The 22123-nt window shown below is 33.8% G+C and carries 18 protein-coding genes; 3 read left to right on the forward strand and 15 right to left on the reverse strand.

Annotated elements, in window-relative coordinates:
- Positions 1–57: 57 nt before the first annotated feature.
- From ACQY44_RS03145 to rsfS, 10 genes are all read right to left on the reverse strand, one after another.
- Positions 58–1542: a RagB/SusD family nutrient uptake outer membrane protein gene (locus ACQY44_RS03145; RefSeq protein ID WP_428228969.1), complete on the reverse strand. Its 1485-nt coding sequence runs from the start codon at positions 1540–1542 to the stop codon at positions 58–60.
- A 10-nt stretch (positions 1543–1552) separates the two neighbouring features.
- Positions 1553–4633 (reverse strand): SusC/RagA family TonB-linked outer membrane protein, encoded by a 3081-nt coding sequence (locus tag ACQY44_RS03150; protein ID WP_428228970.1) that lies wholly within the window; start codon positions 4631–4633, stop codon positions 1553–1555.
- A gap of 207 nt (positions 4634–4840) precedes the next feature.
- A complete protein-coding gene (locus ACQY44_RS03155) occupies positions 4841–9052 on the reverse strand; it encodes a hybrid sensor histidine kinase/response regulator transcription factor (protein WP_428228971.1) in 4212 nt (1403 codons plus the stop codon).
- A 382-nt stretch (positions 9053–9434) separates the two neighbouring features.
- Positions 9435–10214 carry a superoxide dismutase gene (locus ACQY44_RS03160; RefSeq protein WP_428228972.1) on the reverse strand — a complete coding sequence of 260 codons (780 nt, stop codon included), beginning with the start codon at positions 10212–10214 and terminating at the stop codon, positions 9435–9437.
- Between the two features lie 8 nt (positions 10215–10222).
- Positions 10223–10492, reverse strand: coding sequence for an acyl-CoA-binding protein (locus ACQY44_RS03165; RefSeq protein WP_428228973.1), 270 nt, complete (start codon positions 10490–10492; stop codon positions 10223–10225).
- Positions 10492–11145: a phosphatidylserine decarboxylase family protein gene (locus ACQY44_RS03170; protein WP_428228974.1), complete on the reverse strand. Its 654-nt coding sequence runs from the start codon at positions 11143–11145 to the stop codon at positions 10492–10494. The genes ACQY44_RS03165 and ACQY44_RS03170 overlap by 1 nt, the downstream gene beginning before the upstream one ends.
- Positions 11135–12022 (reverse strand): phosphatidate cytidylyltransferase, encoded by an 888-nt coding sequence (locus tag ACQY44_RS03175; RefSeq protein ID WP_428228975.1) that lies wholly within the window; start codon positions 12020–12022, stop codon positions 11135–11137. Before ACQY44_RS03175 ends, ACQY44_RS03170 begins: the two co-directional genes overlap by 11 nt.
- 1 nt (position 12023) lies before the next feature.
- The gene (locus tag ACQY44_RS03180) at positions 12024–12629 is read right to left on the reverse strand and encodes a lactate utilization protein B/C (protein WP_428228976.1); all 606 of its coding nucleotides are present in this window, start codon (positions 12627–12629) and stop codon (positions 12024–12026) included.
- A gap of 113 nt (positions 12630–12742) precedes the next feature.
- Positions 12743–14668, reverse strand: coding sequence for an ATP-dependent zinc metalloprotease FtsH (gene ftsH / locus ACQY44_RS03185; protein WP_428228977.1), 1926 nt, complete (start codon positions 14666–14668; stop codon positions 12743–12745).
- Between the two features lie 15 nt (positions 14669–14683).
- A complete protein-coding gene (gene rsfS, locus ACQY44_RS03190) occupies positions 14684–15055 on the reverse strand; it encodes a ribosome silencing factor (protein WP_042564267.1) in 372 nt (123 codons plus the stop codon).
- Positions 15056–15148: 93 nt separating this feature from the next.
- Here rsfS and ACQY44_RS03195 point away from each other — a divergent pair, with 93 nt between their 5' ends.
- A complete protein-coding gene (locus tag ACQY44_RS03195) occupies positions 15149–15889 on the forward strand; it encodes a biotin--[acetyl-CoA-carboxylase] ligase (RefSeq protein WP_428228978.1) in 741 nt (246 codons plus the stop codon).
- Positions 15890–16143: 254 nt separating this feature from the next.
- Here the strand turns inward: ACQY44_RS03195 and ACQY44_RS03200 are convergent, their stop codons facing one another.
- Together ACQY44_RS03200 and pyrE are read right to left on the reverse strand one after the other, a co-directional pair.
- Entirely contained in the window at positions 16144–16536 is a 393-nt protein-coding gene (locus tag ACQY44_RS03200; protein ID WP_428228979.1) for an SRPBCC family protein, read from the reverse strand.
- Between the two features lie 111 nt (positions 16537–16647).
- Positions 16648–17298 carry an orotate phosphoribosyltransferase gene (pyrE, locus tag ACQY44_RS03205; RefSeq protein ID WP_173972482.1) on the reverse strand — a complete coding sequence of 217 codons (651 nt, stop codon included), beginning with the start codon at positions 17296–17298 and terminating at the stop codon, positions 16648–16650.
- Between the two features lie 7 nt (positions 17299–17305).
- Here pyrE and ACQY44_RS03210 point away from each other — a divergent pair, with 7 nt between their 5' ends.
- On the forward strand, positions 17306–17908 hold the full coding sequence (locus ACQY44_RS03210; RefSeq protein WP_428228980.1) for an NUDIX hydrolase: 603 nt from the start codon (positions 17306–17308) through the stop codon (positions 17906–17908).
- A 625-nt stretch (positions 17909–18533) separates the two neighbouring features.
- Here the strand turns inward: ACQY44_RS03210 and ACQY44_RS03215 are convergent.
- A complete protein-coding gene (locus ACQY44_RS03215) occupies positions 18534–18764 on the reverse strand; it encodes a DUF4287 domain-containing protein (RefSeq protein WP_428228981.1) in 231 nt (76 codons plus the stop codon).
- 221 nt (positions 18765–18985) lie between these two features.
- Between ACQY44_RS03215 and ACQY44_RS03220 the strand changes: the two genes are divergently transcribed.
- Positions 18986–19405 carry a helix-turn-helix domain-containing protein gene (locus ACQY44_RS03220; protein ID WP_428228982.1) on the forward strand — a complete coding sequence of 140 codons (420 nt, stop codon included), beginning with the start codon at positions 18986–18988 and terminating at the stop codon, positions 19403–19405.
- Positions 19406–19647: 242 nt separating this feature from the next.
- Here the strand turns inward: ACQY44_RS03220 and ACQY44_RS03225 are convergent, their stop codons facing one another.
- On the reverse strand, positions 19648–20142 hold the full coding sequence (locus tag ACQY44_RS03225) for a hypothetical protein (protein ID WP_428228983.1): 495 nt from the start codon (positions 20140–20142) through the stop codon (positions 19648–19650).
- Between the two features lie 167 nt (positions 20143–20309).
- The gene (locus ACQY44_RS03230; protein ID WP_428228984.1) at positions 20310–22037 is read right to left on the reverse strand and encodes a M14 family metallopeptidase; all 1728 of its coding nucleotides are present in this window, start codon (positions 22035–22037) and stop codon (positions 20310–20312) included.
- Between the last annotated feature and the right edge of the window lie 86 nt (positions 22038–22123).

Raw genomic sequence — 22123 nt, forward strand, 5'->3', positions numbered from 1 at the left:
CATCTAAAAATAGCCCCACGCATTACGCATGGGGTTTTTAAACTTTTGTTACAGGAATTAAAATCCCGGATTTTGAGTCAAAGTTCCGGCAGATGCATTGATCTCTGACTGTGGAATTGGATATAACATATTTTTATCCTGGAAATTTTTCCCACTTGCATTCAGTACTTGTTTGGCAATTCCCCATCTTTTTAAATCAGCCATTCTTTGATTTTCAAAACCAAGTTCGGCTCTTCTTTCAGAAATTAACCAATTTTTTATTGTTGTTTTATCCGCAGATGCTGGTCTGTCCGCCAATGTTCCCGCTGGTACAGAGCTTCCGTCAGCAGTAATAGTAGTTCTTGCTCTGGTTCTGATTTTATTGATATATTCAATTGCAGTACCATATTCTCCCATTTCATTCAGTGCTTCGGCTTTCCAAAGCAATACATCTGCCAGACGGATAAAAACTTTATTACTAGGAGACTGGTCGTTTCCTTTATTGTCTCCATTGATGGTGCCTAAGATTTTATTTACCCATTGTTGAGAGGCATTCACGGTATATAATTTTCTAGGATCATTTGGTTCAAATGAATTTAAGAAATCAGCAGTAGGAGCAAAGAATCCCCAACCGGCTAGTGCACAATGACCGTTTCCTCTTGCAGGAACAACATTACTTTGATGATCAAAAGAAAAAATAACTTCACTGTCTGTGTATTCAGTTCCTACATTAAAATTATCAAAGTAATTAGCGTCTAAACTATAGAAACCAAGTGCTTCAAGTTCATTTACTAAGGTGATTACTTCTGACCATTTTTGATTATATAAAGCTGACTTTGCCTGAAGTGCGATTACTGCTCCTTTAGAGACTCTCCATTTTTCTGTATCTGAGCTAAATTTTGAGTTGGGCAGTAAATCTTTTGCTAAAGCTAAATCCTTATTGATCTGTTCCCATACCTCGGCTTTTGGAGCTCTTACCGCTTTATCGAAGGCTTCCTGATAAGTTTTTACAGGAGCCAGAATTAAAGAAACATCACCAAAATTATTGACTAGTGTAAAATAGTAGAACGAACGTAAAAAATACGCTTCTCCTAACAACTGTTTTTTTCTCGCAGTCGTAATTCCTGTGATGGATTCGAGTTGCGGATTTATTAGAAAATTAATGGCAATATTGGTTCTTTTTATTCCTTCGTAATTGTATTTCCAGACACCGTTTACACCGCCATTATTAGAGGTAAAGGTATAATTGTCAACTTCATCCATCCAGGCCTGATCGCCATTAGAAATCCATCCTTTTTGCATATCATCAGATGCGATGTCTTGCAGGATAATATCATTATTCGAAACAAGCCCGTCATCCCAATTCCATGTTCCCATTATATTTAAAGTGTTTGAAAACATTAAATAAGAAGAACTAACAGAGGTTTCTACCGCAGTAAGGGTAGGAGTAGCGTTGATTTGGTCATCGGTTATTAAACCAACAGGATCTATGGATAATTCGTTTTCGCAGCTTGTAAAACTGGCAAATCCTATTAGTAATGCTGCTATATGTATATATTTCATGATCGTTTTTTTATAAGTTTAATTTTAACCCAAGAATAAAAGATTTCGATTGTGGGTAAGTACCCATATCAATCAAAGAAGTAGATTCCGGATCGAGACCAGTATATTTTGTAACCGTAAATAAGTTCTGACCGGACATATAAATACGAAGGTTGGCGGCACCCAGCATTTTTGGATCAAAGGTGTATCCGATTTCAATATTTTTTAATCTTAAATAAGAAGCATCTTCAACGAAAGCACTAGACATTTGTTCCGCACCATTTGCGTTAAAAGAAACTCTTGGAATTGTGTTACTGGTTCCTTCTCCATTCCAGGCACCTAATATATCTGTCGTTGAGTTAAGTGGCATTTTGGTACTGTAAGAAGTAACTTGCTTTGAATTGTTATAGCGATCAACACCTTCAACACCCTGAAAAAGCATTGATATATCAAAACTTTTATAACTAGCGTTTAAAGCCAGCCCATAATTGATTTTTGGGATTGGATTTCCAATAAATGTTTTATCAGCATCATTGATCTGACCATCGCCATTTAAATCCTTAAACTTCATGTCTCCGGGTAATTTACCGTTTGTATTGCTATACAATTGTGTATTTATTTCTGCTGAATTTTGATAAATCCCATCAAAAACATAACCGTAATAAGAGTTTATGGGTTGCCCAACAGTTGTTCTGGTGTTCGATTGCAGGTTGTCGATATTTTTTATATACTGCTGTAAAGCCTCAACTCTGTTAGTCAATGTGGTAAAATTTCCGCTGATACCGTACTTAAAGTCATGGTCGTTATTTTGAAAATTAGCTCCAAATTCAAATCCTTTATTGTTAACGATTCCTGCATTGACATAAGTAGGCATAATAACCCCAACTGTAACTGCCGGTAAACCTACTGTCAGCAAGATATCTTTTGTCTTTTTTTCAAAATAATCTGTAGTGATAGACAATTTATTTTTTAAGATACTTAAATCCAGACCAAAATCTGTTTGTGTTGTGGTTTCCCATTTGATATCAGGATTTCCGTAACGAACAATGTTTACATTTCCATTTGTTTGTGAAACAAGTGTTTGATAGGTATTATTCGGAATTTCCTGATTTCCTGATTGTCCCCAGCTTGCTCTTAGTTTCAGGTTTGAAATCCAATCTGCTTTTTCCATGAATTTCTCTTTAGAAATAACCCATCCTCCGGAAACCGATGGAAAATAACCCCATTTATTATTGGGGCCAAAACGAGAAGAACCATCTGCTCTAATAGTTGCCGAAGCATAATATTTATTGTTGTATCCGTAGTTTGCAGAAGCGAAGAAAGAAACTAAAGCCCAACTACTGCCGCTACCGCTGGCATAATTATTTACATTTAAACCTCCGTAATCTAAATAGCGGAAAGGGTCTGTCGTATTATCGTAATTATTTCTTGTTCCGCCTATGTTATCGCTATTATTGATAATATTCTCTGTACCCAATAAAGCATTGATACTATGTTTTTCGTTAATCGTCTTTACATAGTTTAAGGTATTACTAAAAGTAAAAGTCATATCCTGACCCATACTTTCATTAAGGGCAGCAGGTCTGTTTATTCTGCCCATTCCCGGATATAACGGATCTCCACCATCATCATCCCCAAAATTCTGATTGAATTTTTTATCATGGGCAAAAGTAATATCGGCACCAAAACTGCTTCTGAACTTCAATGATTTATCGCTTAACAAAGCATACTCTCCATACACATTTCCAAAAATTCGAAATGCTTTGACTTTATCGTCAATAAGATTTGCGATTGCGATTGGGTTATATGCTGAGTCATAATCATGGCTCCATCCTGTAAGCTTGTCATTATTTACATAAAAAGGTAAATCGGTGTATGGATTTGCTGCAGAATAAGTGGGATCATTTACGTCTTTGTACACACCAAAAATAGCCGGTCTGAACATGGCATAACGTATTACGCCCATTTCATCTCCACTAGAAGCCAATCGGTCTCTCACACTATTTGTAATTTGTATATTCGTTCCTACTTTTAGGCGCTCTGAAAAATTAGAATTAACATTAGCTCTAAAATTAAGACGTTCGTATTGGTTATTATTTCCTACCAAAATTCCTTTTTGGGCAAAATAACCACCAGAAATTAAATACTGTGTAGTTTCGTTTCCTCCACTTGCCGAAAGTTGAAAATTGGTGGTTTGTCCTGTAGTAAACAATTCGTCTAACCAGTTGGTATCAGCCAATGGTATTCCGTTTACAGATCCTGCATTTTTAGCAGCCTGATAAGGGCTTATTGCATTTGCTGCATTACCGGTTGTATTATGCCAGGCACGATCTACGACTGTTAGGTATTGATCTGCATTTAATAAAGAAGGAAGATTTGTAGCATAATTTAAACCTGTAAAGTATTCGACATTGATACTCGATTTTCCTTTCACTCCGTTTTTGGTTGTAATAAGAATTACGCCACCAGCGGCACGCGAACCGTAAATTGCTGTTGCAGCAGCATCTTTTAAAACGGTCATCGACTTAACATCTGACTGATTCAAAAAATTGATATCACGGGTAGGAACCCCATCTACTACATAAAGCACTTCGTTGTTTCCAAGAGTACCTACACCTCTAATGCGTATCTCGAGTCCGTCACCTGGTTGTCCTGAACTTGAACTTACAGATACACCCGCAACCTGGCCTTGCAAGGCCTGACCTAAATCAGCTACTTTTGTTTTAGACAATTCGCTCATATCAACAGTTGTAACAGCACTTGTTATGGCAGATTTTTTTTCACTTGTATATCCTACAATAACAACTTCATTCAAAGCGTTTGAATCTGTTAAAAGGTTGACATTTAAGTCTTTTTTGCCTGCTACAGGGACTTCCTGTGTTTTATATCCTATATAGCTAAAAATCAAAATCGCATTAGCAGCTACATTATCAAGAGTATAATTACCATCAAAATCGGTAGTAGTATAGGTGGTTGTTCCCTTTATATTAATATTAACTTGAGGTATTGGGCCATTACTATCCGAAACGATACCTTTCACGGTTTGGGCATGCATAATGCTACCCAACAGAATTGTTCCAAGTAAGAACAATTTGTAAATATATTTTTTCATCATCATAAAGAAGTGTTAATTGAATTACTATTTTTTTTGATTTTTTTCATGGTTTTTTAAGGTTAGTTAGGTTTTATACTTTTACGATAACGTTTGAATTAATTATCGTTTATAAAATTAGTTAGTGCATAGTAGAAAGCGTGTACACTATTTCGTCAAAAGTGTACACTGCTATTTTGTTGTTGTTATTCAGTGTTTTAGATGAATTTAGCTCTTTGGTTTATATTGGAGCTGATAGTTTTTGGGAGTTGTGTTGTATAACTTTTTAAACTCACGATAAAAATAGGAACGATTATTAAAACCGGATTGATAGCAAATTTCAGAAACTGTTAATTTGTTTTTTCTTAACAATTCTGCAGCATATTTTAATCGAATGGTTCGAATTAAATCTCCTGGTGTAAAACCAAATAATTGTTTGATTTTTCGATACAATTGCGAGTTACTGATACCCAATTCCTTTTCGATAAACAAACTTTGAAGGTTTTCATTATCGATATTGTTGCGAATCAGTTCAATTACTTTTTTGATAAAATCTTTTTCTTCGTTGTCTATAGGAAGAGCAGATAAATTTTCGTTAAGTGTGTCTTGTTTAAAATACCTTGAAATTAGTTCTTTTTCTTCCAGTAACTTTTGTATTCTGATTAGTAAATGATCCGGGTAAAAAGGTTTTGGAATATATGAATTAGCCCCGCTTTCTATTCCTTCAATTCTATGTATAACAGAATCCTTTGCGGTAAGCATAATAAAAGGAATGTGGCAGGTTTTAAGATTCGTTTTTATTTTCTTGCAAAGCTCCACACCATCCATAAAAGGCATCATTACATCACTAATAATGATATCCGGGATTACATCTTCAATGATTTTTATGGCTTCCAGACCATTGTACGCAATAATAAGTTTATATTTTTCGCTAAGCAATTCGTTAAGAAGCATATGAATGTCTTTTTCATCCTCAACGATTAATATTACTTTGCGATGATCGGCAAGTTCTTGCAGAGATGAAATTTTAGTTGGAGTGTTTTCAGGTTTAATCGGATTTTCTTCGAGGATATTTTGTAAATGATGTGAAATTAAAATGGGGCTTACAGCATTATCCAATTCTTTTTCATTAAAAGCTTCTTTATTACAGGGCAATATGATGGTAAAAGTTGTTTCTTTATTAAGGGTACTATAAACCTTTATTTCACCTCTCAACACCGTAACCAATTTTTTTACATACGCGAGACCAATACCGGTTCTAAACATATTGTTATCTGTTTCTTTGGTTGAATCGGCTAAGAAAAATTGATTGAACAAAGAGTCCAGTTCTTCTTTTGGAATTCCCTTTCCGCTATTTGTGATTGTAATATTTAGCTTTTTTGAATCTTTATCCTGAATATAAAGTTTAAGGTCTATTTTTCCATCTACGGGAGTATACTTAAAAGCATTTGACATCAGATTGAATACTATTTTTTCGATTTTATCTTTGTCAAACCATCCTGGCAGAGCAGGAGGGATGTCGAGATTGTATGTAATATTTTTGTCTAAAGCCCATTCATCAAATAATTCGGCAATTTGTTCAATCAGATTTATCAAATCAAATTTTTTCACCGTGACTTCTAGATAATTGTATTCGGCTTTTCTAAACTCAAGTAATTGTTGTGTTAGGAATAACAACCTAGAAGAATTTCGTTGAATCATTTGTATGAACTTCTGATTCTTTTCGCTGAGGTTTGTTGCTTCAGAGAGTTTTTGTATAGGCCCCACAATAAGCGTCAGAGGGGTTTGAAACTCATGTGCGATATCTGTAAAAAAAGTAAGCCTGTTTTCATGGAGTTCTTTCTCTCTTTGTCTAAAAAGAATATTTTGGGTCAGTGATTGGCGTTTTTTATAATAACTAATTACAAACAATGCAAAAGCTAAAGACAACAATGAGTAGATTATAATAGCCAGATTGGACTGCCAGAATATGGGTTTAACCTGAATATCAATGGCATGAACCGGTTTGCTCCAAACCCCATCACTATTAGACCATTTTATCCACAAAGAATAGTTTCCTTTAGGAACATTGGTAAAAGAAATAATGCGACGGTTATTGATCGTATTCCAACTTTTATCAAAATTTGTTAATTGATATGCATATTGGCATTTTTCGGTATTGATATAAGTTAAAGCCGTTAACTCGATATCAAAAAAATTCTGATTATGATTTAAAACAATCGATGGATGCGTATTTGAATCCGGAGTGATCACCAATCCCTGATAATAGGGTATAGGTTGGTTTTGCCCACTAATTTTATCAATAAAAAGATCAGGAATAATCGTAGATTCTTTTATTTTTTGAGGCAGGAAATAATTAAATCCTTTTATTCCTCCCATAAAAATAAATTCAGACTTTGCATCCTGATAAAATGCGCCATCTGCAAATTCGTTATTCTGCAGTCCCTCATTTCTGGTATAATTCGTAAATTTTAATTCGTTAGGATTGAAGTTCGATAAACCAAAATTGGTACTTAACCAAAGGTTGTTTTTCTTATCAGAAACAATTCCGTGAATTGTATTATTAGGAAGCCCGTCTGCGACTGTGAAATTTCTAAATTCTGCCTGACCATTATTTTTTAGCTGTTCTAATAAATTAAGTCCAAAACTAGTACCAATCCAAAGCCTGTTTTTGGCATCAGTTTGTAAACATAGGATATCATTATTGGATAGACTTTTGGGGTCATTTACATTATTTTTATAAATGCTAAAATGTTCTGATTTTTTATCAAATAAATTCAATCCCCCTAATCGCGTACCAATCCAAAGTTGATTTTTATTCTTCTGAATGATAGAAAAAATAATATTACTGCTCAGGGTCTTTTTCTGGCTGCTATTTGCCAGGTATTTTTTGAATCCGGTGATTTTTAAATTTTCTCCAGAGCGTTCAATCTTGCAGCGAATCATTCCGTATCCATTGGTTCCAAGCCAAATAAAACCGTCATCATCCTGATAAATCGAATAGATGGATTTAAAGTAATCAGATTTTGCACTTCCTATAACGTCAGTCCAGTTTATTATTTTTGATTTTTTCAAATCAAAAACGGTAATTCCTTCACCATCGGTGCCAATAAAAATTAAGTCATTTTGTCCTTTACACAGCGAAAAGACTGCATTGTTAATCGCGCTGTTATTTTCATTAAAATTTTTATATTCTAAAGGTTTTTCGGGATGGAGATAGAAGTCTGATGAGAATCGGAATAGACCTTTCCCTTTTGTTCCTGCCAAAAAAGAGTTTTTCTCTACTTCTAAAAACGTTCTTACAATGGCGCCGTCTAATTCCGGAACCTGTGATTTAGAAACGAGATTGAACGATTTCTTAAGCGGATACATTTTAATGATTCCGTCACCATCTGTTCCTGCCCAAAGAATATTCTCATTTCCTCTGATTATTGTTGTGGTTTTTTGGTTATTCAAATATTTTAACCAATCATGATTGATGATATTACCATTTATATCAATAATAAAATGTCCTGATTTGCTTGAAACAACAAGTCCCTCCGGAATATTTCCAATCGTATTTTCAATGTCTTTTTTTAAGACTACTGTACTTTCGTTATTAGCAAAAGAGAACAAACTACTTTCTCCTTTAGTTGTTATCAGGCAAATTTTTTGTTTCGAAACGATTCCAAATGTTCGGACATTCTTTGAAATTAAGGTTGTTTTATATATCGATGGATTTCCGCGTTGCTTGTTTTTAATAGAGAAAGAATAGAGACTATTATCTTCAAATAGCACAAGTAATTCACCATTCGAATTGAACTCCATTTTTTTTACCGCCTTTTTAGAAAGTTTTTCGGTATTTAGTAATTGAAAATTATGACCATCAAAGTAACCGATTCCCCAATCTTTTACAGCGCAAAATACTCTTTTGGAGTAATCAAGCGCCATATTGAATTCGGATTCAGATAAAGGAGGTATATTTTCTCTCGAAAAGTAATAAGGTTTAAAAGCACTGGTTTTTTTATCATAGCGATTAATGCCGTGAATGGTCAGAATCCAGATTTTGCCTGTACTATCCTCATCTATTTTAAGGATAACCTGGTTGGTTAAGCTGTTTTTATTGTTTATTTCCGGCCTGAAAATTTTAAAGCTGTTTGCATCATATCGATTTAAACCATCCCATGTTCCAATCCAAAGCAAGTTTTCCGAATCTTGAAATATGGTGTTGATGGAACTGTTAGATAATCCTTTAGTATTGTCTAATTGCTCCAGTGAATATTTTAAATCTAATGATTGATAAGCCCAAACCGATTTATAATCTTTGTTGTCAATCTTAGGTTGTTCCGTTTTATCAAACTGGCTAATTGTGGCAGTATCAACAGAAGCATTTTCTTCTTTAGAATTACAGGCAAGAAGAATTATAAATATAAAATAGCGAAATATGTTTTTAATTTTCAATGGGATAATTCTTTAATAATTCCAAAATGAGTACAGTCAATGTTACGGTTCTGCAACATCAGTTGTTTCTATACTATGCAATATTCAACTATTTTTCCTGGTGTACAAAAGCTATTTGAATATTTATTAAGGTGTTGTTATACAGTTTGTAAGGTATGTAAAAGGATAGTATTAACAGGTGATTTTTGTAAAGCCTTTTTTGACATAATAAAAATTTTCAACACATTTATTTTGAAATTTACAGCTAATAGCTTTAAAATCAAAATATGTAAGATTTGAGATATAAAGTTTTAATTCCTTTGAATAATGGATAGGAGGGTACGGGATAGGAAAATATAGAGCAAAAAAAAAGCTGATACTCAATGCATCAGCTTTTATCTTTTTATACTTTCTTGACTTTCTTTAAAGCCTCAATGTAGTTTTCATTTACTTTTTCCCAATTGATGTGCTCGTAGAAAGCATCAATATAACTTCCTTTTCTATTTTGGTAATCCAGATAATACGCATGTTCCCATAAATCGATTCCTAAAATTGGAGTTCCCGGTATCAGTGCATTTTTCATTAAAGGATTATCTTGATTATCGGTGGTAGTGACTTGCAGTTTGCCATATCGATCTACAACAAGCCAAACCCAGCCAGAGCCAAATTGTTTTATAGCCTGACCTTTAAATTGATTTGTAAGATTGGCAAAAGAACCAAATTCCTTATTAATAGCACCTGCCAAAGTATCTTTGGGAGTTTGTTCTTTAGGAGTCAGAATATTAAAATACAAGGTGTGGTTGTAATACCCGCCTGCATTTTGACGAAGTTTAGCATTGCTGAGATCCATTTTTTTCAGGATATCTTCAATGGGCATATTTTCATATTCAGTATTTACAATTTCTTTATTAAAATTGTTTGTATACGTTAAATAGTGCTTAGAATAATGTGTTTCTAAAGTAAGCGTTCTTATTGCCGGAGCTAATGCATCATAAGAAAAAGGTAGCTTGGTCATCTCAAAAGAACCTGGATCTGCTTTGACATCATTAGGAGATCCTATGGTTATTTTTTCCTCTTTTGTTGGTAAAGGAACCTCTACCACTTCGGTTAGCTTGTTGTCATTACAAGAAAATAATAGAAAAAATGAAGCTAAAATGCTGAAACGAACAATGTTTTTCTTCATAATGTTAGTTATTTTAATGTTAGTGAATTAATGATTTCAATATAACTTTCTTTAGCTTCATCGACTGATATATGACTAATTTGCATCCAGGCATTGGTTTTGAAAGCATCTCTTAGATCAAAATTTTCAGATTGATTATAGATAGCTGTCCCAAAAGTAGCTTGTTTATAATATGCATAAAGTCTTAACTGCACATCTTGCGGCAGCGAAGCCTGAGTCATTTTTAATGCAGTTTCAACCGCCTCAGAAAAACGAGTATCTAAATCTTTTTCGTTCATTAAGCTTTTGTAGCAATAATTGTTTTACCACCAATTGCTGTTTGGTTCAATACTACATTAATTGGAGTACCTAAAGGTAAAAATAAATCTACTCTTGAACCAAATTTTATAAAACCGGCATCAGTACCTTGTACAACTTGCATACCTTCCTGAGCATAATTTACAATTCTTCTGGCTAAAGCACCTGCAATTTGCCTGTATAATATTTGTCCGAAAGTTTCATTTTCAATCACAACGGTCGTTCTTTCGTTTTCCTCACTTGCTTTTGGATGCCAGGCTACTAAAAATTTTCCAGGATGGTATTTACTGAATTTTATAATTCCATCCATTGCGTAACGTGTTACGTGTACGTTTATTGGAGACATGAAGATAGAAACCTGTAAACGTTTGTCTTTAAAATATTCACCTTCGTAAACTTCTTCAATAACAACAACTTTTCCATCAACCGGAGCAAGAATTTGATCGCTGTTTCTAATAGCAATTCTTTTCGGGTTTCTAAAAAATTGTAAAATAATGATCAAAACCAGCAAGCCAGCAATTTGAACAAGCATTCTTAGCCAGGTAATATCAATGAATTTTTCAGCAATTAAAAGTACAGCTACTGCAAACGCAGTACCTAATAAAATGGATGGGCCTCCCTCTTTATGAAACATAATATAAAATTTGATAAAATAAAAATATAATTGGTGCTACAAATATAACACTATCTAATCGATCTAATACACCTCCGTGGCCAGGCATTATCGCACCACTGTCTTTTACGCCGGCAATTCTTTTAAACTTTGATTCAATCAAATCTCCTATAGTTCCAAAGATGCTTACAATCAAAGCAATTATAGTCCATATCAGGATCGACTTACTACTGAAATCCGGATTAGGCTGAATGTATAGCTTTGAGATTAAAAATCCTGCAAAAGCAGCAAAAACTACTCCTCCCAGAAATCCCTCTATTGTTTTTTTAGGAGAAATGCGTTCAAATAATTTATGTTTTCCAATTGATTTGCCAACCAAATAGGCAAAAGTGTCGTTGGTCCAGATCAGAATAAACAGTCCAATGATGATCTTTGGGTTATAATCTTTTATACCAAAAGAAATTTTAGTAATAAAAAGAAAGGGCAACATGATATATCCAATTAAATAAATGTATTTGGATACTTTGCTTATAGTGTGTGTATCATCAAATAAAAAGACGATGCATTTTATAGAGACAATTAAAGTAATTACCAGTAATATAGTAAACAATCGATCTGTATCAACTGTAATCTGGATGTTCTCTTTTAAAAGTTTATTGATATAATTTTCAGTTTCTACCCTGTAAAAACTGATTAAAGATACAGTTGAATAAAATAGAGAAACAAATAAAATAGAAAATACCTTGTTGAGCCCAACTAAATTGCAAAACTCATAAGTAGCAATAATTAGAAAGATACCAAAAAGAACAATAAAGCTTTCGGTAGAAAACAGAATAGAAGTTAATAGTAAAGCGATATAAACAGCACCAGAAATGGTTCTCTTGAGTGTTTCATTCATCTTAAAGATCTTCTAAGAGCAATAAATATAAGTTTTTAGCAACACTTCCGTATTGCGTAAAATCCTCTTCCTTTGCTTTTTCGAAATATTTTATTGTGGTAATATTTGTAGGGTAGTCCCTTTCGTATTTTCTTTTGATCGCACTTAGGCCATCACTTTTTATTAATTGCAGCTGACTTGTTGTAGCAATAATTACAATATTGGCAGGTAATTCGTTTGGCTTGTCTTGTCTGATTTGTTTGGATGAAAATAAAATAGAACCTTCATCAGCAATTAGATTTTCACAAGTAGCCAATAAAAATTTAGGGTTTTTAGGAGAGGTATAAAGTAATTTATTTTCTGCCAGTAAATGGAAAAGCCCGGGCTCATAACATAATACTTCGCTTTCAAACCAATCGTTTTCTTCCAGGATGTTTTCAAATTGTTCGGCAACCTCTTGTTTGTTTTCACAATACAAGAATTTACCTCCATTTTTTTTGAAATTAAAAATGAATCTTTCATCGATAGATAAATGACTGTCGGGAGCATGATTTCCTCCATACTCGCTTTCATTTTCTTCATCAGAAGCGGAATCGCTAGACCCAAATATTTTTTTGAAAAAATTCATTTTATATGAAATACTTTACATGTTAATTGAAAACGTTCAAAGATAAAAAAATCTTAATTCAAAAGGCTATTTTGAATTAAGATTTTAAAAAATATTACATATTTACTGAATATTTACGAAACCACTTCTTCTAAATTTTTATCAAAAGTACGTTTTCCGAAAATAGTTTCTAAGTCATCTTTAAAAATAACTTCTTTTTCAATTAATATGTCAGCTAATTGATTTAGCTTGTCTTTGTTTTCTTCCAGAATCTGAATGGCTCTTTGGTATTGACCTTCAATTAATTCTGAGATTTCTTTATCAATAACTTTTGCAGTTTCGTCAGAATATGGTTTTGAGAAATTATATTCACTTTGACCTGTTGAGTCATAATAAGTAACATTTCCAATTTTTTCATTCAAACCATAAATCGTAACCATAGCACGAGCCTGACGTGTAACTTTTTCTAAATCGCTCAATGCGCCGGTAGAAATTCTGTCAAAAGTTACCTTTTCAGCAGCTCTTCCGCCCATAGTAGCACACATTTCGTCTAACATTTGGTCAGTTCTCACGATTTGTCTTTCTTCAGGAAGGTACCATGCAGCTCCTAAACTTTGTCCGCGAGGAACAATAGTTACTTTAATAAGCGGTGCAGCATGCTCCAGCATCCAGCTTACAGTTGCGTGTCCAGCTTCGTGAATAGCAATTGCTCTTTTCTCGTCCGGAGTAATAATTTTATTTTTCTTTTCAAGACCACCAATGATTCTGTCAACAGCGTCTAGGAAATCTTGTCTGTCAACTGCAGTTTTGTTATAACGGGCAGCAATTAATGCAGCTTCGTTACACACATTTGCAATATCAGCACCAGAGAATCCCGGAGTTTGTTTGGCCAGGAAGTCAAGATCAAGACCTTCAACTTTTTTGATAGGAGCTAAGTGTACTTTAAAAATTTCAGCTCTTTCGCGAATGTCCGGTAAGTCAACAAAAATTTGTCTGTCGAAACGACCTGCACGCATTAAAGCTTTATCAAGAACGTCAGCTCTGTTTGTTGCAGCCAAAACAATTACGTTAGAGTTTGTACCAAAACCATCCATTTCTGTCAGTAATTGGTTCAAAGTATTTTCTCTTTCGTCATTACCGCCTGACATATTGCTTTTTCCTCTTGCTCTACCAACAGCATCAATTTCGTCGATGAAGATAATGGCAGGAGATTTTTCTTTAGCTTGTTTGAATAAGTCACGAACACGTGAAGCACCAACTCCTACGAACATTTCTACGAAATCAGAACCTGATAACGAAAAGAATGGTACCTGAGCTTCTCCTGCAACGGCTTTCGCAAGCAATGTTTTACCAGTTCCCGGAGGACCTACAAGTAAAGCTCCTTTAGGAATTTTACCACCAAGATTGGTGTATTTTTCAGGGTTCTTAAGGAATTCTACAATTTCTTGTATTTCTTCTTTAGCACCTTCTAATCCCGCAACATCTTTAAAGGTAGTTTTGATATCTGTTTTCTCATCAAACAATTTAGCTTTAGATTTTCCGATATTGAAGATTTGTCCGCCGCCGCCACCAGCGCCACCTGACATTTTACGCATGATGAAAATCCATACACCAATAATAATGATGATAGGAAGTAAGCTGATTAAAATATCGCTCCAGTTATTTTTTTGCAAGAAATTAAAATCTTTCAGTTTGCCTTCGCCAACTGCTTTTTCTAATTTAGTTTGAAAAATCTGATCGTTACCTATTTCTAAAGTATAGTGAGGACCTTTATTTGGTCTTTCAAAAATATCTTTAGCTACTTTTTTATTTGCCGGATCTTTAAGGGCAGCAGCGTTTAAATATACCTCAGCCTCAGCTTTATTGTATACAATGACCTTTTCGATTTGGCCTTTTTCTAATAATACATTGAATTTAGAAGAAGTTAATTGAGCAGGTTCGCTTAAGTTTGATCCTCCGGTTGCAAAACTTATAAATAAAAAAACTAGAAGTATTGCGGTGTATATTAACCAGGGACTTATCTTAAATTTATTCGGATTTGGATTGTTATCTTTAGCCATTAGAGAAAGTTTCTTTTAGTATTTGTTTTCGATTGTAGTTATTTTGGCGTCACCCCAAAGGCTCTCGATATTATAGTATTCACGAATGTGTTTCTGGAACACGTGTACAACAATGTGCACATAATCCATCAGAACCCACTCTGCGTTATCGGTTCCTTCTACGTGCCAAGGTTTGTCTTTTAAGTCTTTAGATACTGTTTTTTGAATAGAGTTAACAATGGCGTTAACTTGGGTGTTTGAATTTCCGTTGCAAATGACAAAATAGTCACAAACTGCCGTGTCTATCTCTCTTAAGTCAAGAATATCGATATCATTTCCTTTTACTTCTTCAATCCCTTTGATTATGTTCGCCAATAGAACATCATTATTAATAGTCTTTTTCGCCATGAATTATTTTATATGATTTTGTAAAGTTACCAAAATTTGTGATTATTTTTGAACCTTAACAAAATATTAAATTAAGTTAATTAAATTCTTTTAATGAAACTAATCAAACTCGATGCCATAGATTCTACAAATGATTTCCTTAAGTCATTAGCCAGTCAGGATGAACTTGATAATTTTACCGTAGTAACTGCTGAAAATCAGACAAAAGGCAAGGGGCAAATGGGTTCTAAATGGCAATCAGAATCAGGTAAAAACTTAATTATGAGTGCCTTGGTCAAGGATTTTTTGTATGATAATGAAAAGGTGTTTAACCTTAGTATTATCATTTCGTTAGCAGTAATCGAAGCCTTAAAAACATTGCATATTCCTCAATTATGTATAAAATGGCCTAACGACATTATGTCATATAATAAAAAGATTGGTGGCATACTTATCGAGAATACCCTAAAAAGCGATGGCAGGATCGTGTCAGTTGTCGGAATAGGACTCAATGTAAATCAGACCAATTTTGACCATTTGCCCCATGCTTCGTCGTTATCGGTGATTTGTAAAACGCAATTTGATAAAAATGTTTTTCCTTTTTTAATAGTCGAAAAAATAAAAGAAAAAATCGAATTCTGGGAAACGCATTCAGTAGATTTCCGAAAAGAGTATTTTAATTCTTTGTTCAGAAAAGGAGTTCCAATGCCGTTTAAAAATCTCAGCCCAAAGACTTCTGGAGATAATTTCATGGGAATTATTCAGGGCGTTTCGTCTGTAGGGAAAATTCAGATTCTGTTAGAAGATGATTCGGTTTCAGAATTTGATATCAAGGAGGTTCAGATGCTTTATTGATGAAGGAGCAAAGGTGCAGAGGTTCAAAGTGACAAAGGTTTAATGTGCCATGCTTATAATTTATTTCAAAAGTATTTTGCCACAGATTCCACAGATTAAAATGATTTTAAATCCAAAAAAAATCTGCTATGATCTGCAGGATCTGCGTGAAAAAAAAATATTTCAAATCCTGTAATCTGCGGCAAAAAAAAAAGCCTGATCGTAAAATCAGGCTTTAAATTTATAGGTAACGATTAACAATTTATTATTGATAATTAAAGTTTGGTCATATTAGTTGCCAAAGTTTCAATGAATTTGCTAATTGGTCCTTTGATCATCATCGCCATCATGGCGTTAAATTCTCCTTCAAATTGCAATTTAACAGCGCTTGAAGCATCTGAAATACTTTCAATATTCGAAACCAAAGTAAACGGAAGTTTATCACTTGCAGCTCCTAAAACAATTTTGTTTGGTGCTACTTTTTCTTTCATTTTAAGTTTTATTTCCGGCATACCTTTCAATCCAAAAATAAAAGCATCTTCGCCAATCACTTCAAATTTAGCGATATTATCCGGCATTAATTTTTCAAAATTCTTAACATCAGTCAATAAATCAAATAAATCTTGAGCTGATTTCTGAACAGTAACTTTTGGACTTTCTAAGTTCATATTTTTTGTCTTTATAATTTAACCGCAAAGGGCGCAAAGTTTTTTTCTCTCTACTTTAGCTTCATAAACGCAAAGTTCGCAAAGCTAGATTCTAAAATCTTTAATCTAAAATTATTCTTCCTCTTTTCCCCAGGTAGACGGACTTTCGTTCCATTCCAGTAAAGTAGATTGTTGTTCTTCGGTAATATATTGTTTCTGAACCGCTAAATCTAATAAGTTTTCATAATTGCTTAACGTATACAAATCGATATTAGCGTTTTTAAAGTTCTCTTCGGCAACATTAAAACCGTAGGTAAAAATCGCTGCCATGCCTTTTATGTTCGCGCCTTCGTTACGTAAAGCCTCTACAGCCATCAAACTGCTGTTTCCTGTGCTGATTAAATCTTCGACAACAACAACATTTTGGCCTTTTTGTAAAAAACCTTCAACCTGGTTTTGTCTTCCGTGTTTTTTCGCTTCCGGACGCACATAAACGAATGGTAATCCAAGGCTCTCAGCAACAAGAATTCCCACTCCAATAGCTCCAGTGGCAACACCAGCAATAACATCTGGTTTCCCAAATTGTTTCTCAATATTCTTCGCAAACTCATCACGAACGTAGTTTCGGATGCTCGGAAATGAAAGAATTAACCTATTATCACAGTAAATAGGAGATTTCCAACCAGAAGCCCATGTAAAAGGATTTTCGGGATTCAATTTAATTGCATTTATTTGCAAAAGCAATTCGGCTGTTTTTTCGGCAGTATCTTTATTAAAAATCATAGTACAAATGTATAAAGTTTTTGTGAACGACAAACCACTTTTTTTGACAAATGAAATCTCAAAGGAGACCGATTTTCAATTATTCTTGTTAGAGAGTATTGATATTGAGCAGATTATCGTCAAAATGTTTCAAAATAAAATTCAAAAGGCTTATTTGTATCATCCTGACGAAAAGGAAATTATGAAGACGCTTAAGGCTAAAATCCCTGTTAATAAAGCGGGTGGAGGTCTTGTGTACAATAAAAAGGGTGAAGTTTTATTCATCTTCCGAAACGGAAAATGGGACTTGCCAAAAGGCGGAATAGAAAAAGGCGAGGAAATCGAAGACACTGCCATGCGCGAAGTCGAAGAAGAAACCGGTGTTGGCAAACTCCGCATCACGAATAAACTCGAAAAAACGTATCACGTTTTCAAACGTAACGGAAAATACAAACTCAAAGTTACCCATTGGTTCGAAATGCAATCCGATTTTGAGGGAATCCCACATGGCCAAGCTGAAGAAGGCATCGAAAAAGTAGAATGGCTGAATCCCGAACAAATAAAAGAAGCCCTAAAAAACTCTTACGAGAATATTAAATTGTTGTTTGAAGAAGAGAATCAGCTGCAATAACAATATCAAAGTTCAATGTCAATGGCCAAAGATCAATCTTAATTTTTAGATCTTATTTTTCATTGCAATTTACATTGCTTTTTGACATTGATCCCGGCGTGCCACCATTTAAGAAAAGACCCAATGAACGCAAAGTTTATTGAGCCTTTTCTTAATTGCTGTCGGGCTATTCGCGCTACTTCGGTAGCCAGCTTCTATCCCAATGTCGTTAAGTTAAGCTTTTAAAAATAAAATTATTGCAAATCAAATCCGTTTTTATCCGCGTTTTTACGAAGTAAATCTTTTTTATCCGCGTCAAAATTAGACACTGATTTTACTGATTCGCTAAAGCGAAAACGCTGATAAAAACGGATTTTTCTAATTACTTTCTTGATTAAACTGTTAAGTAATTTTATAGATCTCCCCTTAACTTAATGACATTGGCTGCTATCCCTAACGCGGAGCAGCACTCTGGAAGTAATTTTTCTAGCAATTTCCTAGCGATCTTCCAGATGTTCATTTTGCTGATTGCTATTTTGAAAATATTGAATTGTTTTGTCTTTATATTCTGGATTTTCTCTAACTGAAATTATTCTCATTTTCTTTTTTAAAATTATCCTGCAAAAGTTTTAACTGTTTACACTTTTTATTCGCTATTCTCATTTTTTATGCCTTTAAGCAATGCATAAATTGCCATTGAATGTCCCTGACCTAAATCAAAATCATTTTTAAGCCAGTTTACAATATCTCCCGCTTTTACTTCGGGTTTGAGTTTTCCGTCTATTGTAAATCCTTTTTGTTCTGCCAGAGTTTTAAATTCAGCCGGACCATTTCCTGTTTTTTCTTTAATGGTTTTTAGATATCCTTGAAATGACATAGAATAAAAGTTAATTGGTTTATAGATGTACGAAAATACAAATTAAAATATAATTAGCTTATTTGACTTTTTATACCTTTGATGTTTCAAAAATCGTACTTTTGTTTAGCAAACAATAAGGAACAATTTATACTGTATCAAATCATTTTGAATGTATCATACCTAACAAAATATGTTTTTTATATATTGCCTGTTATTACCCTTAATATTATCTTTGAATTATGAGCACACTTACAAAACAGAATCATATAGGGCGAAAAATCTGCCGTATTCGTGAACTTAGAGACATGAAACAAGAAGCATTGGCACAAGCTATGGGAACCAACCAACAGGCTATATCTACTCTTGAAAACAGCGAAACTATCAGCGATGAAAAACTTGCAGAAGTAGCAAAAGCTCTGGGAGTAAGTGTTGAAGCCCTTAAAAATTTTTCAGACGAAGCTGCTATTAATTATTTTAATAATTTCTATGATAATAGTGCAAAAGGACAAATACTAAATAATTCTTGTAGTAATCTTACTTTTAATCCTTTAGAAAAGTTAATTGAAGCTTACGAAGAAAATAAAAAATTGTACGAACGTTTAGTTCAGGCAGAAAAAGACAAAGTTGAATTTTTACAAAATGTATTGAAGGATAAATAATTATTATTCCTGATTCGATTTAAATAGGTTAGAATTAACAAAAAAAGGATAACCAGCTCTACAAAGTGTTCATTCATAGGATTTGCTGATCGCTGTGCGAAGTCTCCCGACTTCGTACCCATTCCAATAATCCATAAAGAGAATCAAAAAAAATAATTTGGACCGGAATTTAGAAACGGGTACGAAGTCGGGAGACTTCGCACAGCAAAGCTAGGAAAAGTTTATATACCATTATCATATTTTTATTTAAACCGATTAAGAGTTTGGTCAATTAAATACTCAATTTTTAGAAAGTTACTAGCAAGTTTTAAAACTTCTTCCTGAAAGTTTTCTAAATCAAGTTTTATTGAACCTTCCATCAATGTTAGCGGACCATGATTTACGCTTACATTTTGCCACTCTTGCTCGTATTCTTTAAAATCTTTCCTGAAAATTTCAGCAAATTTTCTGCTTTCAATTCTATACCCTTTTAATTTTCTTAATTTCAAAGCATGAATATTGTACATTATTTTTTGCTTTTGTATCGTTGCATCACTAATCCAAACAGAAAAGAAAATCCTTGACTCGGCTGTTAATGCTTCCTGAGGATTACTTGTCCAGAATTTTTTATACAATTTTATAAAAACAGAATCCAAATAAATCCCAACCGAAACTTCAATTGCTTTTTCATCAAATAATTTCAAATCTAACTGATCGACTATTTTTTGAAAGCTTTCCAGATAAAAAGGAGTATCCATTTTGTTTAAAAATTAATGTTTAAAAATAACCAGATAGTTTGGTTTTTACCTTTGTCAAAGTTTCGAAACTTTGATAAAGGTCTACACGAACAGCTTTGCGATCTTAACGCTTTATTAGCCCATTAAAAGTAAAAAAAATTAGCGAACTTTGCGGTTAATTTCACAAGCTACAAAAACCGATAAACAGGATATTGCAAATGCGCCTTTTCATAATAAACAGAATGCTTATAAATCCAATCCAATTGTGCTTCGGCGTTTTTAGCAAAAGCAGGATCAGTTTGTTTTTTAGATTCTAATTCGGCTTTTAAGGCTGGATTTTCTTTAAGCAATTTTGCTGCCGTATCTTCAAAAATATATTCAGAGTAATGTTCTTTTTGCTGTAAAATAGGATCGAAGAAATTCCAGTTAAAGAAAGAATCGACACCTTCCGGTTCAAAAGCTTCTAAAAGATATTTTACCCCTTTTTGATTTGTCGAAACTAAGTAATCACCTTTGGCGAAAGCCAATTTTACAACTTTAGAATTTATAGTAGTGTTGTAATGCAAATAATGTCCTTCGTAAGCATTTTGAACCGTTTTAAAATCAGCAATTTTATAACTTTCGACTTCTATAATCGTATCGTTTTTAAGTTGCGAATAGGTAATGTTGTTGTTCTTCAGGAGATCAACAATATTCCAATAACCACGCGGAATAATATAAGCAGACGGAATCACCACTTCTTTGACCGATTTGAATTCTTTGATATACGGAACGTCTTTTTTATACGGTTTACTTCGGTCGTAATACAAACGATTTCCGGTTGTAGCATCGCTTTTTTTGTAACTTGCTTCATACCCTAAAAACGAAAATGTGGTTGCTTTTGTACTGTCTAATTCCCATTTTAAAGTATAGGGCTTTTTAGGCTGATATTGCTCGAGGTTTTTTATGCGAAGCGCTTTGATTTTTTGATAATTCGCATCCGTAAAATCCAAAGTCGATTTGGTGTATTCGTAGGTCATTTTTACACGTTCGGCATATTTTTTAAGCATATGGGTTTCGACCACAAAACCAATTGTGTTAAACAACGAAGTATAACCCGTTGTATATCGCGGACTGTCTACAAACTGACCAAAACCTTTGTCCGGCGTATCTTTAAAAGAATCTACATAAGGCGTCGTTTCTATTTTCTTATTTTGTAAATCTTTTACCAGAGCGCGCATCATTTCGTTATTTAAGAAATTCCCTAAAACAGTTCCTAACTTATTGTGCTGTGTCATGATATAGGTTAGTTTGTATTGATAATCAGATCCGTTGCTGACGTGGTTATCGATAAAAACATCGGCATTTATTTTCTGGAAAATTTCGACAAAACTCTTTGTGTTTCGAGTGTCAGATTTCATTAAATCCCGATTCAGATCATAGTTTCTGGCATTCCCTCTGAAACCATAGATTTCCGGACCATCCTGATTGGCTCTTGTGGTTGAATTTCGATTTAAAGCCCCGCCAATATTATAAACCGGAATGGTCACTAAAATGGTATTTTTAGGCGCTTTCAATTTTCCTATGGCTAAATCTCTGTAGAATTGCATTGTAGCATCGATTCCGTCAGGTTCTCCGGCATGGATTCCGTTATTGATAAAAAGAACCGCTTTGTTTTTCTGGATTTTCTCAAAATCAAATTCCTTGTCAGGGTTATAAACTACCATGTGCAAAGGCTCTCCTGAATCTGTTAAACCCATTTCCTTGATTTGGATCGTTGGGAAATCATGGGCTAAAAGTTTAAAATAACGTATTGTTTCTTCATACGAAGCGGATTGATTTCCATTTCCTTTTTCGAAAAAAGTATCGTATTTTTTATTGTTTTGAGCGAAAATGGTAAACGATAAAAGCGAAATAATAATGGTTAAGAGTTTCATAGTTTTGGTTTTAAAGCAATAATCAAATATAGAGAATTTTGTTTGCTTCGCCTGTTCGACTTTCAGTTTCGAGTCAGGTTTTCTTT

The sequence above is a fragment of the Flavobacterium sp. genome (assembly GCF_965277525.1).
In the GTDB taxonomy this organism is placed as follows: Bacteria; Bacteroidota; Bacteroidia; order Flavobacteriales; family Flavobacteriaceae; genus Flavobacterium.

Bases quoted from the DNA above. Each gene is read 5' to 3' on its own strand.
- ACQY44_RS03145 (WP_428228969.1), bottom strand. From the start codon at position 1,542: ATGAAATATATACATATAGCAGCATTACTAATAGGATTTGCCAGTTTT.
- ACQY44_RS03150 (WP_428228970.1), bottom strand. From the start codon at position 4,633: ATGAAAAAATATATTTACAAATTGTTCTTACTTGGAACAATTCTGTTG.
- ACQY44_RS03160 (WP_428228972.1), bottom strand. From the start codon at position 10,214: ATGAAGAAAAACATTGTTCGTTTCAGCATTTTAGCTTCATTTTTTCTA.
- ACQY44_RS03165 (WP_428228973.1), bottom strand. From the start codon at position 10,492: ATGAACGAAAAAGATTTAGATACTCGTTTTTCTGAGGCGGTTGAAACT.
- ACQY44_RS03170 (WP_428228974.1), bottom strand. From the start codon at position 11,145: ATGTTTCATAAAGAGGGAGGCCCATCCATTTTATTAGGTACTGCGTTT.
- ACQY44_RS03175 (WP_428228975.1), bottom strand. From the start codon at position 12,022: ATGAATGAAACACTCAAGAGAACCATTTCTGGTGCTGTTTATATCGCT.
- ACQY44_RS03180 (WP_428228976.1), bottom strand. From the start codon at position 12,629: ATGAATTTTTTCAAAAAAATATTTGGGTCTAGCGATTCCGCTTCTGAT.
- ftsH (WP_428228977.1), bottom strand. From the start codon at position 14,668: ATGGCTAAAGATAACAATCCAAATCCGAATAAATTTAAGATAAGTCCC.
- rsfS (WP_042564267.1), bottom strand. From the start codon at position 15,055: ATGGCGAAAAAGACTATTAATAATGATGTTCTATTGGCGAACATAATC.
- ACQY44_RS03195 (WP_428228978.1), top strand. From the start codon at position 15,149: ATGAAACTAATCAAACTCGATGCCATAGATTCTACAAATGATTTCCTT.
- ACQY44_RS03200 (WP_428228979.1), bottom strand. From the start codon at position 16,536: ATGAACTTAGAAAGTCCAAAAGTTACTGTTCAGAAATCAGCTCAAGAT.
- pyrE (WP_173972482.1), bottom strand. From the start codon at position 17,298: ATGATTTTTAATAAAGATACTGCCGAAAAAACAGCCGAATTGCTTTTG.
- ACQY44_RS03210 (WP_428228980.1), top strand. From the start codon at position 17,306: ATGTATAAAGTTTTTGTGAACGACAAACCACTTTTTTTGACAAATGAA.
- ACQY44_RS03215 (WP_428228981.1), bottom strand. From the start codon at position 18,764: ATGTCATTTCAAGGATATCTAAAAACCATTAAAGAAAAAACAGGAAAT.
- ACQY44_RS03220 (WP_428228982.1), top strand. From the start codon at position 18,986: ATGAGCACACTTACAAAACAGAATCATATAGGGCGAAAAATCTGCCGT.
- ACQY44_RS03225 (WP_428228983.1), bottom strand. From the start codon at position 20,142: ATGGATACTCCTTTTTATCTGGAAAGCTTTCAAAAAATAGTCGATCAG.
- ACQY44_RS03230 (WP_428228984.1), bottom strand. From the start codon at position 22,037: ATGAAACTCTTAACCATTATTATTTCGCTTTTATCGTTTACCATTTTC.